We start from the raw sequence: 16,380 nt of genomic DNA on the forward strand, positions 1-16,380 counted from the left end.
CCGGGCATTAGCCCAAAGCGCGGCCTCCGTCCAGTTGGGCCGTCCCGTGGGGCCCATCGCCCGCTTGACCTTGCCGCGCCGCGTCGCGCCCGCTACCCATTCGCGTAGAACCGGAAAAGGGGAGACGGACATGGATCTGGGCATCAGGGGAAAACGCGCACTCGTCTGCGCCTCGTCCAAGGGTCTTGGCAAAGGCTGCGCCGAGGCGCTGGCCGAAGCCGGGGTCGACCTGATCCTGAACGCCCGCGGAGCCGAGGCGCTGGAGGCCACTGCCGCCGCCATCCGCGCCCGTCACAACGTGAACGTCACCGCCATCGCCGCCGACATCACCACAGATGAGGGCCGCGACCGCGTGCTTGCGGCAGCAGCAGGCGTCGATATCCTTGTCACCAACGCAGGCGGCCCACCCCCGGGCATCTGGTCGGACTGGACCCGCGACGATTTCATCCGCGCGTTGGATGCCAACATGCTCACCCCGATCGCACTGATGAAGGCGCTTCTTCCCGGGATGATCGAACGCAAATGGGGCAGGGTGGTCAACATCACCTCGCAATCCGTCAAGGCCCCGATCCCCCAGCTTGGCCTCTCCAACACCGCGCGCGCCGGATTGACCGGCTATGTCGCTGGCACCTCGCGTCAGGTCGCGCCCCATGGCGTGACGATCAACAACCTGCTGCCCGGCATTCATGCCACCGATCGCGCCACCTCGCTTGATCAGGTCGTGATGAAGACAGAGGGCATCAGCATGGACGCCGCCCGCGCCCGGCGTGAGGCATCAATCCCCGCCCGCCGCTATGGCGACCCCGGCGATTTCGGCGCGGCCTGCGCCTTTCTCTGCTCGCAACAGGCGGCCTTCATCGTAGGGCAGAACATCCTGCTCGATGGCGGCCAGACAGTCGCCACGCTGTGATCGCAAGCCTGTGACGCAGGCCGAGGGGGCGCTTGCCCCCGCCCGACCCGCCTGCTACGCACATTCCCGATCAATTCGCTAGGGAACCCATGCCCGACACGCCGCCCCCCCGCCTTGTCGCCACCGGACTGAGCCGGTCCTTCGGCGGTGCGCCGGTGGTGAATGACGTGTCGCTGGAAGTGGCGGCAGGGCAGGTGACCTGTCTCCTCGGCCCATCGGGCTGCGGCAAGTCCACCACGCTGCGGATGATCGCGGGTGTCGAACGCCCCGATACCGGCACCATCCGCATCGACGGGCGCACCGTCTGCGGCGATGGCGTCCTTGTCCCGCCAGAGTCGCGCTCGGTCGGGCTGATGTTTCAGGATTTCGCCCTGTTCCCGCACCTGACCGTGGCTCAGAACGTGGCCTTCGGTCTGTCCGGGGACCGCGCGGCCAAGGCGCGGCGGGTGGATGAACTCCTCGACCGCGTCAACCTCTCCGGCTACGGCCCCAAACACCCGCATCAGCTTTCGGGTGGCGAACAGCAGCGCGTGGCCCTCGCCCGCGCTTTGGCCCCGCGCCCCAAGGTCATGCTGATGGACGAACCCTTTTCCGGCCTCGACAACCGCCTGCGCGACGGCATCCGCGACACCACGCTTGAGGTGCTGAAAGAAGAAGGCACCGCCGTTCTTCTGGTCACCCATGAACCGGATGAGGCAATGCGCATGGCCGATGAAATCGCCCTGATGCGCGGCGGCCGGATCGTGCAGCGCGGCGCGCCCTACAACATCTACAACGCCCCGGTGGACAAGGCCGCCGCCGCGTTCTTCAGCGATATCAACGTGATCCGCGGCACCTGCCGCGGCGCGCTGACCGATACGCCCTTTGGCGCCTTCCTCACCCCCGGCTACCCCGACGGGGCCGAGGTCGAAATCATCATCCGCCCCCAGCACCTGAAGATTGATTTCGACCGGGGTGGTCGCGGCCCCAACCCCACCGCGCAGGACGGTACCCCCGCGCGCGGCACGCTGCAACGCGCCCGCTATCTGGGCCGCGAAAGCCTTGTCGATTTCCGGATGGACCATGATGGATCAATCCTCACCGCATCCGTCCCCGGCGTCTTTCTCCCCAAACCCGGCACCGCGCTCTGGCTCATGATCCGCCGTGACCGCTGCTTCGTGTATCCGGCCAGCCGCTGACGCCAATCTTCGCCCGCCATGCCGCAAGGTCGCGCCCGACCTCGGGCAGCGCGATCCGCCCTGTCAGAACAACATCCGACATCCGGTCCACGCGAAAAGACCGGAAATCGCTGCGCCCTTCGCACCATGCGGCCAGCGTCCAAACCCGCCCCCAGAATTCCAGAACCAAAGGCCGGACAGCCCGCCGACTTTCCCGCCCGCTTTCATCCACATAGGCGATGTCCACCACCTCATGCAGCCGGATCGCCCGCCGCAGGGTCGGCAAATGCGCCGCTGCGGCCAAGGCTTCCTCACCTGGAAAAATCCATACCGGAGGGTCGGCATGGGCCCGCCGCGATTCCGGCAATACCGCCGAAATCTTGGCTGCAAGGCTGGCCGCGGCCCCGGCGAGGCTCGGGTCTGCTCCCACCGCCAGCAAGCGCATCGCCACTGCCAACGCCTCGGTTTCTTCGTCGGTAAGGGTTAGCGGCGGCAAGGTGATCGGCTCGCGCAAGATATAACCCACGCCCCGCTCTCCTTCGACCGGAAGGCCGCTGGCAATCAGCGTGGCCATGTCGCGCCAAAGTGTCCGGGTCGAAACCTCCAGCCGTTCGGCCATGTCGCGTGCGGTATGCAGGCGGCCATCGCGCAAAATCTGGATCAGGTCGAACAATCGGTCGGTGCGGCGCATGGGTCAAAGCGTGGCGGGGCGGGGGGATCGCGTCAATCCATCGCAACGATCACGGCGTCATGCCGCATCGCCACGGTCGCGGGATCGATCATCGCCATGAAGGGGGCAAATTCCGGTGCAGCCATGACGGCTTCGGCTGCCTGATGGGCCGTCGTCAGGTTCTGCCATTCCACCCAATCGGTCCAGTGCCCATCGTCCGCCTGAACCAACCGTCGCCGGATAAAGCCCGGCGTCGCGCGCAGCAAAGCCTCCGTTCCCTGCGCCGCATGCGCAAAGGCGGCTGGGTCAGTCCCGGGCATCAGTCGAAAGCTGACCACTTCCGCCACGACTGGTGCGCCGGGGTCAACCTTGGTTGTTTTCGGGTGCATGCATCTCTCCTTCTTGAACAGCAGTTTCGATGCCACCTGTCTGGCAGGGCCCAACTGACAACACCCTGTCAGCAACCTGTCACCCTGCTTCTTCAATCCCCGCCTGCGGCATCAGGGTTGCCACCTTGCTCAGCAGCGCGCGCGCAGCCCTTGCGCGGGGGTTGGCCTCGTCCTCGGCCACATGGCGCAGCCCCTCGACCAGCGCCTCCAGCTCATCCGCCGTCATCAGCGTGGGCGGCAGCATCAGGGGGGACCGCAGGATATATCCCAATCCCCGCTCCCCCTCGACCGGCAGGCCCGTGCGCGCCATCACCGCCATGTCACGCCACACCGTGCGTGTGGACACCCCCACCGCCGCCGCCAGTTCCGCCGCCGTATGCAGACGCCCGTCGCGCATGATCTGGATCAGGTCGTAAAGCCGGTCATCCCGTTTCATCGCGGCCATTCCTTCCGGTGCTACTGACAAAATACTGTCAGTTGATCGCAAACGAAACCCCATTCCCCTTTGAAGCGGGCGAAAAGCAGGCCTAAACATCACCTTCAGAACGGGGATCGGGCCAACCCTTGGCCCTTACGGATGGAGCTGACCATGTTCAACAATATCGGCCCGATGGGCCTGATCCTGATCGCAATCGTCGTGCTGGTGCTCTTTGGGCGCGGCAAGGTGTCGTCGCTGATGGGCGAAGTCGGCAAGGGCATCACGGCCTTCAAGAAGGGCGTGAATGACGGCAAAGCCGAGCTGGACGGCGAGGCCGCCGAAGGCGCGCGCGACGTCACCCCCGCCGCTGCGCCTGCCGCAGCGCCGGTTGCCGCCTCTGCCCCTCTGGCGGACAAGGACAAGGTCTGATCCCGGACCCCCGCGAATAGGACGGAGAGACAGGCATGGAATTCGGCTGGGCGGAGCTTCTGGTCATCGGGGTTGTGGCGCTGATCGTGATCGGCCCCAAGGACTTGCCGGAGATGTTCCGCACCCTTGGCCGCTTCACCGCCAAGGCACGTGGCATGGCGCGCGACTTTAGCCGCGCCATGGAACAGGCCGCCAAGGAGACGGGCGTCGACGAAGTGGCGAGTGACCTGAAAAAGGTCACGTCGCCCAAGGCGATGGGTCTGGACGCCATGAAAGGCGCCGCAGATCGCTTTGAAAAATGGGACCCGCTGAAGAACGCGGCGAAACCCACCAGCCCGCCCCCCGCGCGCCCCCTGACCCCGCCACCCATGCCGCCGACGCCGCCTGCGGCCACGCCCGCCCCGGTTGCAGCCGCAGTGGCCGCGCCCGAACCTACGATCATGGGACCTGCCACTGCCGCACTTGCCGAACAGCAGGCGCAACGCAAGGCCATTGCTGCCGAAGCTGCCGAAAAGCTCCGCGCCGTGGGCAAACCCGCCGCGGCCACAAAGCCTGCCGCAGCAGCGCCCGCGAAACCCGCAAAAACGGCCGCCGCCCCGGCCCCAGAGCCCGCTGCCAAGCCTGCCCGCAAGAAAGCCCCGGCCAAAGCTGTCGCAAAACCGGGCGAGGAATGACATGACCGCCAAGGAAGACATCGACGACAGCTCGGCCCCGCTGATCGAACATCTGGCCGAACTCAGGAACCGCATCCTCTATTCGCTGGCAGCCTTCATTGTGGCGATGGTGATTTGTTTCACCGTCTGGAATCCCATCTTCAACTTCCTGACCCACCCGATTTGCGACGCCCTGGCCGAACGCCAACAGGATTGCGGCCTTGTGCTGATCAAGTTGCAAGAAGGGTTCTTCGTCGCGGTCCGCATCTCGGTACTCGGCGGCTTTGCGCTGTCCTTCCCGATCATCGCCTTCCAGATGTGGCGCTTTGTGGCACCGGGCCTCTACCGCACGGAAAAGCAGGCTTTCCTGCCTTTCCTTCTCGCCTCACCGATCATGTTCTTCATCGGCGCGGCTTTCGCCTATTACATCGTTCTGCCGATGGCCTTCGATTTCTTCCTGAACTTCCAGCAGAACTTCGGTGGCGACGTGGTCACGGGCGAATTGGCCACCGATGCCCCGGCTGGTATCGTCTTCCAAGGGTCGATGGAACAATACCTCTCGCTCACCACAAGTTTCGTTCTGGCCTTTGGCCTGTGCTTCCAGCTTCCGGTGCTGCTCACACTGATGGGCAAGGCGGGGCTCGTCACATCGCGCGGCCTTGCCGCGATGCGCAGATATGCCATCGTCCTTATCCTCGTTGTGGCGGCCATCGTCACGCCCCCCGATGTGATGTCGCAAATCCTGATGTTCTCTGCGATCTACCCGCTTTACGAAGTCTCCATCTTCCTGATCCGCCGCATCGAAAAACAGCGTGAGGCGCGGATGCGTGCCGATGGCACCTGGATCGACGAGGATGAAGACGAAACAGAACCCGCGACCAAGGCATGACCGACGAACTTCTCGCCCGCATTGCCGCCGCACTGGAACGGATGGCACCGGCGCCAATGCCCGCGCCGGATTTCGGGGCCGAGGCCTTTGCCTGGCACACCGATCCTGACAGGTTGGAGCCCGTCCGCCGCGTGTCACGCGTGGACATCGGTCTGCTGATCGGCGTCAACCGATCGCGCGATACGCTCTTGGAAAACACCCGCCACTTCGCGGCGGGGCTGCCGGCCAACAATGCGCTCCTTTGGGGCGCGCGGGGCATGGGGAAATCCTCGTTGGTCAAGGCGGTTCACGCCGCGATCCGGGCCGAAGGGCATGATCTGAAGATCGTGGAACTCTCCCGCGAAGACCTGCCCTCTGTCAGCCGCCTGCTGGCCCATCTGCGCGCCGCCGCGCCCCTGCGCTTCATCCTGTTCTGCGATGACCTGTCCTTCAGCCATGATGACCAACATTACAAAAGCCTGAAGGCCGTGCTGGACGGCGGCATCGAAGGCCGCCCCGACAATGTGCTTTTCTACGCCACCTCGAACCGCCGTCACCTGATGCCGCGCGACATGATCGAAAACGAACGTTCTTCTGCGATCAACCCGTCCGAGGCGGTGGAAGAAAAGGTTTCGCTCTCCGACAGGTTCGGTCTTTGGCTGGGCTTTCATCCCTGTTCGCAGGATGACTACCTCGACATGATCCGCGGCTATTGTGCCGCCCATGGCGTAACCATCCCAGAAGACCGTCTCTGGGCCGAAGCCATTGAATGGCAGGCCACGCGCGGCGGGCGGTCGGGAAGGGTGGCATGGCAATTCTTCTGTGATCTTGCCGCCCGCGAAGGTATCCGGATCTGACGGCTGGCGCGGCCCGGCCCTTGCGCAAGGCCGGGCTCTGCCCTATTTAAGCGCTTCTCTTCGCCAAACGGCCCCCATGCTGACCGAGATCCTCATCGTCGTTGCCCTGATCCTGCTGAACGGGGTCTTGGCCATGTCCGAACTTGCCATCGTTTCGGCCCGCCCCGCCCGCCTCAAATCGCTCGAAGGCAAATCCATCGGTGCCGGTGCCGCCCTGCGGCTGGCCGAAGACCCCGGTCGCTTCCTATCGACGGTCCAGATCGGCATCACCGCAGTCGGCGTTCTGTCAGGCGCCTTTTCCGGTGCCACACTCGGCGCGCGTTTGTCGGGTTGGCTGGTGGGGCAGGGCATGTCAGCCGACCTTGCCTCTACCCTTGGCGTCGGTGGTGTGGTCATGGTGCTGACCTATCTGTCGCTGATCATCGGCGAACTCGTCCCCAAACAGCTTGCCCTCCGCAATCCCGAAGCGGTCGCCATCCGCATGGCCCCGGCGATGCTCTTGCTGTCGCGTGTCGCAGCCCCTGTCGTCTGGCTTTTGGATCGGTCGGGCAAGCTGATCCTGCGCCTGCTGGGCGCCTCGGGCGATGGCGGCGGAAAGGTGACCGAAGAAGAGGTGCACACCCTTCTGACCGAGGCCCGCGCCGAAGGTCTGATCGAACATGAAGAACGCGAGATGCTCGCCGGCGTCATGCGTCTGGCCGACCGCACCGCCCGCGCCCTGATGACCCCCCGGCATGAGGTCCATATGCTGGACCTCCACGCCACGCCCGCCGAAACCGTCGCCGCGATGCGCCGCATAGGCCGCCCCCGCATGCCCGTCCGCAACGCGGAAACCGATGAGGTGGTGGGCATCATAACCCTTGCCGATGCTTTTGATGCGCTGTCCCGCCGCCAAAGCCTCGATCCCCAGCGCCTGCTGCGCGAAGTGCCGGTCGTGTCGGACAAGGCCGATGCTCTGGACGTGATGGAAATTCTGCGCGGCTCTGCGCACCATCTGGCACTGGTCTATGATGAATACGGCCATTTCGAAGGGATCATCACCTCGGGCGATATCCTTGAGGCGATCACCGGCACCGTGGCCATCCAGTCCGACGAAGAACCCGCCTTGCTGGAACGCGAAGACGGCAGTCTGCTGGTCTCCGGCTGGATGCCCGCCGATGAATTCTGCGACAGGCTGGGTATCCCCCGCGAACTGGCAGGGGGGTATGAAACCGTGGCAGGGTTGATCCTGAACCTGTTCGGCCGCATTCCCACATTGGGCGAGGCGACGGCAGCCGAAGGTTTCCGCTTTGAAATCATCGATCTGGATGATCGCCGGATCGACAAGCTGCTGGTCAGCCGGATCGGCTGACCGCCCGCTTAAGGCCCGGCTTACTACAGGCCCGACTTACTTCAAGAACGGCATCGGATCGGTGCTCGCCGCACCGCGCCGCACCTCGAAATGCAGGAAGGACGGGTTGCCCGACCGTACATTTGCGATGGTCTGGCCCTTGGTGACCTTGTCGCCCTTCTTGACCGTAATCCCGGCCACGCCCGCATAAACCGTCAGCAATCCGCCCTCGTGACGGATCACGATGATCGGCGTCTGCGCCGTGTCCTGCGTGATGGCGGCCACGGTTCCCGCCGCTGCCGCCATCACCGGGGCCCCGGCCGGGGCAGCAATGTCGATGCCTTCGTTCTTGGGCGGGGCATAGCCGCGGATGATATTGCCATTCGCCGGCATCGCGAATTGCGCCGCCGAAGCGCTGGTCCGGGTTTCGCCCAGATCGGGCGATGCGGGCACATCCTTGGCGGCCTCTGCTGCGGGCTTCGTCTCCTCATCCGGCAGCGGCTTGGCGGCCGATGGCGGTTCGGGCGTGGGCGATCCGGCACCGGGCGGGGTCACCACTTCCACAGGCCGCTCGGGCGGTTGCCCGGTCGGTGTGGGGATCATCAGATACTGGCCCTCACGCACTTCCAACTGCGGGCCAAGCCCGTTCCAATCGGCCAAAGCGCGGGCTGATACGTTATAGGTCCGCGCAATGGAAAACGCCGTTTCGCCACGCTTCACCTGATGCCGCGTCGGAGCCATGGCGCCAAGGGCGCTGTCGTTCGAGGCTGCCGCCACCGGCTGGCTCGTGGCGGTGTTGTCCACCCGGTCCAGCGCCGTGGTCGCGATGCTGGTCACACTGACCGCGCCTCCCCCGGCCGATGGCAACGGAGCCGCGGCCACCGTGCCGCCCCCGATCACCGCGCCCGCGCTTGTGCCGCCACCCGCCGCCGCCACCCGGCGCGGCAGGGCCAGCACTTCACCATCCCGCAGGGGCGCTTCGGCCTGAATGGCGTTGTAGTTTGCCAGTTCCGCCGGGTTGATCCCGATCCGTGCCGCGACACTGCTCACGGTATCCCCGCGCCGCGCCACTGCCACCTGATAGCCCGGATAGCTGATCACCCCGTTCGCATCCGGCATCGGCCGCGCCGCCGTGGCCTGCCGTGCCGCCTCTGTGGTGTCCAGCGTGCTGCCACCGCCCCGGAAATCCCAGTCTAGTTCCGACATCATCCCCGGCTGCCCGCCCGTGCAGGCCGCAAGGGCAAGGACCGAGGTCAATCCAAGGGCGCGCATCGTCAGGGGTGCGAAGGTCATGCTCTGTCTCTCTGCCGTCGTTCGGGTTGAAACCCCGAAGCCATTTCCAGTCATTCGGTCCCAAGCCCCTCGACCAGCGGCACGAAACGCACCGGTCGCAGCTCGTCATAATCAAATCCGCTGTCAGTGCGCGTCACCTTGATCAGGCTCTGCACAGTATCCGACTGCCCAACAGGCAATACCATGATACCGCCGGTTTTCAATTGCGCCAATAGGGGGCCTGGGGGGTCTTCGGCGGCTGCTGTCACGATGATGCGATCAAACGGCGCCTGATCGGGCAGTCCAAAGCTGCCATCCCCCGTGATCGCGGTGATATTGGTCAGATCCAGCGCGCGGAACACCTCATCCGCCGCCCGCACCAGCCGCCGGTGACGGTCCACCGTATAGACCCGCCGCGCCAGCTGGCTCAGGATCGCGGCCTGATAGCCCGACCCGGTTCCCACCTCCAGCACCTTGTCGCGCGGCTGCACGGCCAGGGCCTGCGTCATGATCCCCACGATGCTGGGCTGGCTGATCGTCTGGCCGCAGGCGATGGGCAGCGGCATGTCCTCATAGGCGCGCTCGGCGAACAGCCCGCGCACGAAATGCCCCCGGTCGATCACCTCCATCGCCGAAAGCACCCGGCTGTCGGTCACCCCCCGGGATCGCAAGGCATACAGAAAACGCATCTTCCGTTCGGCGGCGGACCCATCCTCGTCAAAGCCCGCCCCTTCCGTCATGCCAGCCGCGCCTCAAGATCGGACAGCAGGTCATGTGCCGTCAGGTCCGCCCGCATCGGCGTGACCGAGATATAGCCCTCAAGGTTCACCGCCGCATCCGTGCCGGGCAGGGTGGGGGTCTGTTGCGGGCCGCCCTTGATCCACAGATAGCGCCGCCCCGTGGGCGACAGCTGGGCCTCGGCCGAAAAAGACGTGTCGCGCCGGAACCCCTGCGCCGCAACCTTCACCCCTTTTACCCGCGCGGCGGGCAGGGGCGGGAAGTTCACGTTATAAAACACCCGGTAATCATCGCCGGTCCAGATGCCCCGGTCCAGCAGCGCCCGCACCACATGGGTGCCATGGTTGCGCGCCGTCTCGAACGGGTCTGCCAGACCATCCATCTCAGGGCCAAAGAACTGCGACAGCGCGATGGCCGGAATGCCCTGCAATGCCGCCTCCATCGCCCCGCCGATCGTGCCCGAATACAGCACATTCTCGGCCGAGTTGTTGCCCCGGTTCACCCCCGACAGCACCAGATCGGGCTTTGCCCCCTGCAGCACGTCATAGATGCCCGCCAGCACGCAATCCGCCGGGCTGCCCTCGGCGGCATAGCGGCGATCCTCCAGCTTGGCGATCATCATCGGGTGGGTATAGCTGATGCAATGCCCCACGCCCGATTGCTCGAATGCCGGCGCAACCGTCCAGACCTCGCCGCCATGCCCGGCGATATCCGCCGCGATCCCGGCCAGAACCTGAAGCCCGGGGGCATTGATACCGTCGTCATTCGTGATCAGGATGCGCATGCTCTGCCTTCTTTGCCTGCTTCCTGATTAGATCAGGGCGCAGGGGGCGGCAAGCAAAAGGCCCATCCCTAGGGACGCCATCTTCATCCGTGTTGCGTATGCACCTGTCCGGCCCGGCCGGATCTGTCACTCGGCCAGCGTCACCGGGTCGGGTTGCGCCAGAAAGAACCCTTCTGGCGCAAACAGCACGCCAAGGATCGCCAGATAGGCCAGCAGGAAAAGCGCAATCGCAGCAGTCTGCGCCCGCTTGCCGGGTGCCTGTGCCATGCGGATGCGGCTGTCACGGGTCATCGTCAGGGTCTTGGGCATGAGCAGTGCTCCTCCTTGTCGATTCCCCTCGGAGTCTACCGCATCACGCAATGTTTCGGGTTCTGAAATTTATGCCATAAGCGGAATAGCGTTCCCCTTGGCGGCAATCCGCCAAACGATTTTCCGCTGCACCTGCATCCTTGCCCGCGCAGCGAAACATCTTTCCGCCCCGTTGCTGCGTCGCAGCAGCCCCGTCCCCGAATGAACGCGCAAGAAAAAAGGCGCCCGAAGGCGCCCTTTCCGGCATGCAGCATGGCGAAGATCAGTCCTTCGCGCGTTCCACATAGGAATAATCGTCGGTGTTGATCACGATACGCACCCCGGCCCCGATATGCGGCGGCACCATCACGCGCAGCCCGTTGGAGCAGATGGCGGGTTTGTAGGAAGACGATGCCGTCTGCCCTTTCACCACCGGTTCGGTTTCCGTGATCTCGACCACCACGCGCTGCGGCAGTTCCAGCGCAATCGCCACACCCTCGAAAGTGCGCAAGTACACCTTGATGCCTTCGGTCAGGAACACCTTGTCCTCGCCCACCACATCCGGTGTCGCGACAAGCTGCTCATAGGTGTTGGGTTCCATGAAATGATAGCCTTCGCCATCTTCATAAAGGAAGTCATATTCCCGTTCGTCCACTGTGGCCTTTTCCACCATCTCGGTGGTGCGCCAGCGTTCGGACACCTTCACCCCGTCGGAAATGCGGCGCATGTCCACGCTGGTGGTCGGCGTGCCCTTGCCGGGATGGAAGTTTTCGGCCTTGAGCACGGCATAAAGCTTGCCGTCCATCTCGACGACATTGCCCTTGCGAAGGGAAGAAGCGATGACTTTCACGGGGTCGTTTCCTTGCGGTTTCAGAAAGGCCCGCATAATCCAGCAGGCGATTGGCGCTGCACCTATCGCATCTTTCGCCAAATCTCAAACCGAAAGCGCCACGCCGTGACCAACCCGCCCGACAGCCCAGCCCAAACCCCGTGGTGGCACCCCTCGCGCCATGCCGACCGCCGCCCTGTCCTGTTGGCGCGCAACCGCATCCAGCAGGCGCTGCGCCGCTGGTTCGATGACAACGGCTTCACCGAGGTGGACCCCGTCGCGCTGCAAGTCTCGCCCGGGAATGAGGCGCATCTGCACGCCTTCACCACCGATGCCCTGTCGCATGACGGCACCCGCCGCGCGATGCACCTGCACACCAGCCCTGAATTCGCGATGAAAAAGCTCCTCGCGGCAGGCGAAACCCGCATCGCGGCTTTTGCCCATGTCTGGCGCAACCGCGAAAGGGGGGCGCTTCACTCGCCCGAATTCACCATGCTGGAATGGTATCGCGCGGGCGAGGATTACACCGTCCTGATGGAGGACACGGTCGCCTTCCTCCGCCTTGCCGCGACCACCGCCAATACGGCCCTCCTGCGCTATCGTGATCGCAGCTGCGATCCCTTCGCGCCGTGGGAACGGCTTTCGGTCGCCCAGGCCTTCACACGCCACGCCGGTATCGACCTTCTCGCCACGATCCAAACCGATGGCACCCCGAACCGCGACGCTCTTGCCGCGCAAATGGTGGGGCAGGGGATGGCCGTCTCGCCCGATGACACATGGTCCGACCTGCTGTCCAAGGTGCTGGTCTCCCATGTCGAACCGCGTCTTGGGCTGGGTCACATCACCGTCCTTGACCGCTACCCGGCGGCCGAGGCCGCATTGGCGCGCGCCTGCGCCGACGATCCGCGCGAAGCCGAACGGTTCGAGGTCTATGCCTGCGGTGTCGAGCTTGCCAATGGCTTTGGCGAGCTGACCAACCCCGTAGAACAGCGCCGCCGCTTCCAGATCGAGATGGACGAAAAAGATCGTATCTACGGCGAACGCTACCCGATTGATGAGGATTTCCTCGCCGCCCTCGCCCTCATGCCCCCCGCATCAGGCATCGCATTGGGCTTTGACCGGCTGGTGATGCTGGCCACAGGCGCACAAAGAATCGATATGGTCCTCTGGGCGCCTGTGGCCGAGTGACGGGCGGAAAACTGCCGTTTTTCATGGGTTTGCTACAATCCGGCGGTCTTTCCCCGCATTGGTTCCGGCCGTGAAACAAAGCCCGCAACCTGCCGCCTGCCGTGACCGAAAGGCCGCATAAACCAAAGTTTATGGCCATAAACGGGGCGGTCAAAGCCGCCTGTTCCGGCCTCCCCCCCCGCTTGCCCGACTCAGCGATTAGGCCCAGCTTTATCCCATGGTCGTCGGGGCGTGCCTTTGGTGGGGGCATCCCGGCGGACAGGACAGACAGACCCGGACAACACCCCTTATTCAGGCCAGTGCAATGCCGACCGTACATGATATCCAAGGCAGGACCCACGACGTGACAGCGCATCGACCCGCACCCGCAGACCGGCCCCGCATTCTGGTGGTCGACGACGACGCCATCAACCGTCTCGTGGCCCGCGTCCTGATCGAGGCGCGCGGATATGAGGTGATCGAGGCCGAGGATGGCGATGCCGCTCTGGCGACCTATGCCGCCAGCGATGACATCGGCCTGATCCTGATGGATCTCGCCATGCCCGGCCGCGACGGGCTGGACACCACCCGCTGCCTGCGCGCGCAATCGCGGCGCGGGGCGACTGTTCCGATCGTCGCCCTGACCCGCCGCATCGACGACGACTCGCGTCGCAATTGCTTTGATGCGGGGATGAACGGGTTCCTGCCGAAACCCATCTCCGCCACCGGAATCGAAAGCATCGTGTGTTTGGTCGGTCACGGCGCACCCCGCGCTCACGCCTGATCGCGTGCCGACATACTCAGGCCCGATCCCCGGCAGCATGGTGGATCGGGCCTTTTTTCATCCCTGCCGCTTTGGCTGATGGCCGCCGCGATACGGATTGATTGACGTACCTCAATCTTGCCCGGATAAAGAACCACCCCCGATATGCGGGGCAGGGCGCAGGGATGACCAGACCGACGGTAAATGACATAGCCCGCGAAGCCGGGGTCTCGCTTGCCACGGTGGACCGCGTTCTGAACGCGCGCCCCGGCGTGCGCGCCAAGACGATAACGGCGGTGAATGACGCCATCACCCGCCTTGGCTATGTCCGCGACCTCGCCGCCGCCAACCTTGCCCGCAGCCGTTCCTATCGCATGGTGGCCCTGCTGCCCGACGGCGACAGCCAGTTCGTGCAAACCCTCGCCGAAGCACTGACCGAGGCCGCCGCCCTCGCCGCCGCCACGCGCCTGCGCCTGGATCTGCTGCGCTACCCGCCCGAAGACATGCATGTGCTGTCCAACCTTCTCGCGGGCTTTCAGGCCGAAGATGTGGCCGGTGTCGCGCTGATGGCCCCCGAAACCCCCGTCATCCGCGATGCCGTGCGCGCCCTGCGTCTGCGCGGCATTCCCCTTGTGGCACTTGGCTCTGATCTGCCCAACACGGGGCGTGATCATTTCGTGGGCATCGACAGCCACGCCGCAGGCCGCACGGCGGGCGTCCTGATGGGCCGCTTCTGCCGTGGCCTGTCGGGCCGCGTGCTGGTCGTCGCCGATAGCATGCTTCTGCGTGACAGCATCGAACGCCGCCGCGGGTTCGATGAGGTGCTTCTTGCCGATTTCCCCGCGCTGGATGTGATGCCCACGCTGGAAACCCACGGCTCTGCCGAACAGCTGCGCCGCGCCGTGGGCGATTGCCTTGCCGCCACGCCGGATGTTGTCGGTCTCTATCTGCTCGGCTCCGGCCACCGTGCGCTTGCCGCGCTGCTGCGCGACCGTGGCCTTCTCGGTCGTTTCGTGGTGATCGGGCATGAGTTGACCCCGCACACGCGGCAGGCACTTCTGGCCGGCCATCTCGATGCTGTCATCGCACAGAATCCCGGCCATCTCGCCCGCTCCGCCCTGCGTGTTTTGCGCGCCAAAGCCGACCGCATCCCGATCGACGAAGGGCAGGAACAATTGCGGATCGAGGTCGTCATCCGCGAAAACCTTCCTGCCGAGCCGCGCGAAGATCGTCAGGAAGACGCCGCTTAAGCTTTGAAATTAAATGATAAAGACCGCGCGCCAGATGTCGCGCCAAAAAATGAGGAACGTACCTCAGAAATCTATGGACAGACTCGCCCCGCCAAGCCTATCGTAAACATCAAAGAAGGCCCGGGGGCAGCGCAGCTGTCCAAACGGGCACGATAACAAATCATTCTGAAACGGGAGGAACTACGATGAAGGCCAGACTTCTTGCCGCCTCTTCGGCGGCAGCCCTTTGCATCGCGGGCATGGCATCCGCGCAAGACAATGAACTTACCCTGTGCTGGGCCGCTTGGGATCCCGCCAACGCGCTCGTTGAATTGTCCAAGGATTTCGAAACCCAGTCCGGCATCAAGATGAACTTCGAATTCGTGCCATGGCCGAATTTCGCAGACCGTATGCTGAACGAACTCAACTCCGGCGGTCAGCTTTGCGACCTGCTGATCGGTGACAGCCAGTGGATCGGCGGCAGCGCCGAAAACGGCCACTACGTCAAGCTGAACGACTTCTTCGATAAGGAAGGCATCAGCATGGACGATTTCGCCCCGGCGACCGTCCGCGCCTATTCCACCTGGCCCAAGGGCGAACCCAACTACTACGCACTTCCCGCGATGGGCGATGCCAACGGCTGGTTCTACCGCAAGGACTGGTTCGCCCGTCCGGAAATTCAGGCCGAGTTCAAGGAAAAGTACGGCCGCGATCTGGCCGAACCCAAGACGCAAAAGGAACTGCTCGAAATCGCGCAATTCTTCCAGGGGCGTGAAATCGACGGCCAGACTGTCTATGGCGCCTCGATCTTCACCGAACGCGGATCCGAAGGCATCACGATGGGTGCCACCGGCGCGCTTTATGCTTGGGGTTTCAAATACGAAAACACCCCCGGCAAATACGATATGGAAGGCGCCGTGAACTCGCCCGAGGCGGTCGAGGCACTGGAGTTCTACAAGGAACTCTACAAAACCGCCACGCCTCCGGGCTATGACAACGCCTATATGGAACAGTCGCTGGATGCCTTCAAATCCGGGCAGGTGGCTATGGCGATGAACTGGTTCGCCTTCTTCCCCGGCCTCTATGCCGATCCCAACACCGGGGGCGACAAGATCGACTTCTTCGTGAACCCGGCGCAGAACGTGGCCGCCTCCACGCTCGGCGGGCAGGGTATCTCGGTCGTGTCCTATACCGACAACATGGATGGCGCGCTGGCCTATATCAAATGGTTCGCCCAGCCGGATGTGCAAAAGAAGTGGTGGTCGATGGGCGGTTATTCCTGCCACAAGGCCGTTCTCGAAGACCCGGATTTCGTGAACACCGCCCCCTTCGCGGGTGACTTCCTCGAAGCAATGGGTGGCGTGCAGGACTTCTGGCAGGAGCCGGCCTATGCCTCGCTGCTGCTGGCGATGCAGGAACGTCTGCACAACTATGTGGTGGCCGATCAGGGCACCGCACAAGAGGCGCTGGACGGCCTGATCGCCGACTGGACCGAAGTGTTCGAGGACGAAGGCAAGCTCTGACCTTCCCCTCTCGCCCCGCCCGCCCGATCCTGCAACGGATCAGACGGGCGGGGCATTCCTCCCGATCGCTCGTCCCGCCGCTGGCGGGGCAGGGGCAGGGGCAACC

At 64.4% G+C, this 16,380-nt stretch carries 19 protein-coding genes; 11 read left to right on the top strand and 8 right to left on the bottom strand.

Annotated elements, in window-relative coordinates; genetic code table 11:
* Positions 1-130 precede the first annotated feature (130 nt).
* Together RSE12_10335 and RSE12_10340 are read left to right on the top strand one after the other, a co-directional pair.
* Positions 131-910, top strand: a complete 780-nt coding sequence (locus RSE12_10335) for an SDR family oxidoreductase (protein WRH64689.1) — start codon at positions 131-133, stop codon at positions 908-910.
* Positions 911-999: 89 nt separating this feature from the next.
* Positions 1,000-2,088 carry an ABC transporter ATP-binding protein gene (locus RSE12_10340; protein ID WRH64690.1) on the top strand — a complete coding sequence of 363 codons (1,089 nt, stop codon included), beginning with the start codon at positions 1,000-1,002 and terminating at the stop codon, positions 2,086-2,088.
* On the opposite strand, the gene RSE12_10345 is transcribed toward RSE12_10340, so the two are convergent.
* From RSE12_10345 to RSE12_10355, 3 genes are all read right to left on the bottom strand, one after another.
* The gene (locus RSE12_10345; protein ID WRH64691.1) at positions 2,042-2,758 is read right to left on the bottom strand and encodes a YafY family protein; all 717 of its coding nucleotides are present in this window, start codon (positions 2,756-2,758) and stop codon (positions 2,042-2,044) included. The two genes, RSE12_10340 and RSE12_10345, sit on opposite strands and share 47 nt — an antisense overlap.
* Positions 2,759-2,790: 32 nt before the next feature.
* On the bottom strand, positions 2,791-3,126 hold the full coding sequence (locus RSE12_10350) for a hypothetical protein (protein WRH64692.1): 336 nt from the start codon (positions 3,124-3,126) through the stop codon (positions 2,791-2,793).
* A gap of 79 nt (positions 3,127-3,205) precedes the next feature.
* On the bottom strand, positions 3,206-3,562 hold the full coding sequence (locus RSE12_10355; GenBank protein WRH64693.1) for an HTH domain-containing protein: 357 nt from the start codon (positions 3,560-3,562) through the stop codon (positions 3,206-3,208).
* 153 nt (positions 3,563-3,715) lie between these two features.
* On the opposite strand from RSE12_10355, the gene RSE12_10360 reads away from it, so the two are divergent.
* From RSE12_10360 to RSE12_10380, 5 genes are all read left to right on the top strand, one after another.
* Complete coding sequence (locus tag RSE12_10360; GenBank protein WRH64694.1) at positions 3,716-3,973, top strand: twin-arginine translocase TatA/TatE family subunit; 258 nt, start codon at positions 3,716-3,718, stop codon at positions 3,971-3,973.
* Positions 3,974-4,008: 35 nt separating this feature from the next.
* On the top strand, positions 4,009-4,647 hold the full coding sequence (tatB, locus tag RSE12_10365) for a Sec-independent protein translocase protein TatB (protein WRH64695.1): 639 nt from the start codon (positions 4,009-4,011) through the stop codon (positions 4,645-4,647).
* Position 4,648: 1 nt separating this feature from the next.
* Positions 4,649-5,515 (top strand): twin-arginine translocase subunit TatC, encoded by an 867-nt coding sequence (gene tatC, locus RSE12_10370; protein WRH64696.1) that lies wholly within the window; start codon positions 4,649-4,651, stop codon positions 5,513-5,515.
* Positions 5,512-6,351, top strand: a complete 840-nt coding sequence (locus RSE12_10375) for an ATP-binding protein (GenBank protein WRH64697.1) — start codon at positions 5,512-5,514, stop codon at positions 6,349-6,351. The genes tatC and RSE12_10375 overlap by 4 nt, the downstream gene beginning before the upstream one ends.
* Before the next feature lie 76 nt (positions 6,352-6,427).
* Positions 6,428-7,702, top strand: coding sequence for a hemolysin family protein (locus tag RSE12_10380; GenBank protein ID WRH64698.1), 1,275 nt, complete (start codon positions 6,428-6,430; stop codon positions 7,700-7,702).
* A gap of 36 nt (positions 7,703-7,738) precedes the next feature.
* On the opposite strand, the gene RSE12_10385 is transcribed toward RSE12_10380, so the two are convergent.
* From RSE12_10385 to efp, 5 genes are all read right to left on the bottom strand, one after another.
* Positions 7,739-8,974 (bottom strand): peptidoglycan DD-metalloendopeptidase family protein, encoded by a 1,236-nt coding sequence (locus RSE12_10385; protein ID WRH64699.1) that lies wholly within the window; start codon positions 8,972-8,974, stop codon positions 7,739-7,741.
* A gap of 50 nt (positions 8,975-9,024) precedes the next feature.
* Positions 9,025-9,693, bottom strand: a complete 669-nt coding sequence (locus RSE12_10390; protein ID WRH64700.1) for a protein-L-isoaspartate(D-aspartate) O-methyltransferase — start codon at positions 9,691-9,693, stop codon at positions 9,025-9,027.
* Positions 9,690-10,475, bottom strand: a complete 786-nt coding sequence (gene surE / locus RSE12_10395; GenBank protein ID WRH64701.1) for a 5'/3'-nucleotidase SurE — start codon at positions 10,473-10,475, stop codon at positions 9,690-9,692. The genes RSE12_10390 and surE overlap by 4 nt, the downstream gene beginning before the upstream one ends.
* A gap of 126 nt (positions 10,476-10,601) precedes the next feature.
* Positions 10,602-10,784: a hypothetical protein gene (locus tag RSE12_10400; protein WRH64702.1), complete on the bottom strand. Its 183-nt coding sequence runs from the start codon at positions 10,782-10,784 to the stop codon at positions 10,602-10,604.
* Between the two features lie 262 nt (positions 10,785-11,046).
* Positions 11,047-11,613: an elongation factor P gene (gene efp / locus RSE12_10405; GenBank protein WRH64703.1), complete on the bottom strand. Its 567-nt coding sequence runs from the start codon at positions 11,611-11,613 to the stop codon at positions 11,047-11,049.
* A 105-nt stretch (positions 11,614-11,718) separates the two neighbouring features.
* Here efp and epmA point away from each other — a divergent pair, with 105 nt between their 5' ends.
* From epmA to RSE12_10425, 4 genes are all read left to right on the top strand, one after another.
* Entirely contained in the window at positions 11,719-12,780 is a 1,062-nt protein-coding gene (gene epmA, locus RSE12_10410) for an EF-P lysine aminoacylase EpmA (GenBank protein ID WRH60825.1), read from the top strand.
* Positions 12,781-13,123: 343 nt separating this feature from the next.
* Positions 13,124-13,543: a response regulator gene (locus RSE12_10415; protein ID WRH60826.1), complete on the top strand. Its 420-nt coding sequence runs from the start codon at positions 13,124-13,126 to the stop codon at positions 13,541-13,543.
* 164 nt (positions 13,544-13,707) lie between these two features.
* On the top strand, positions 13,708-14,772 hold the full coding sequence (locus tag RSE12_10420; GenBank protein ID WRH60827.1) for a LacI family DNA-binding transcriptional regulator: 1,065 nt from the start codon (positions 13,708-13,710) through the stop codon (positions 14,770-14,772).
* 185 nt (positions 14,773-14,957) lie between these two features.
* Positions 14,958-16,274 (top strand): extracellular solute-binding protein, encoded by a 1,317-nt coding sequence (locus tag RSE12_10425; GenBank protein ID WRH60828.1) that lies wholly within the window; start codon positions 14,958-14,960, stop codon positions 16,272-16,274.
* Positions 16,275-16,380 lie beyond the last annotated feature (106 nt).

It is taken from the genome of Fuscovulum sp. (assembly GCA_035192965.1).
Taxonomy (GTDB): domain Bacteria; phylum Pseudomonadota; class Alphaproteobacteria; order Rhodobacterales; family Rhodobacteraceae; genus Paragemmobacter.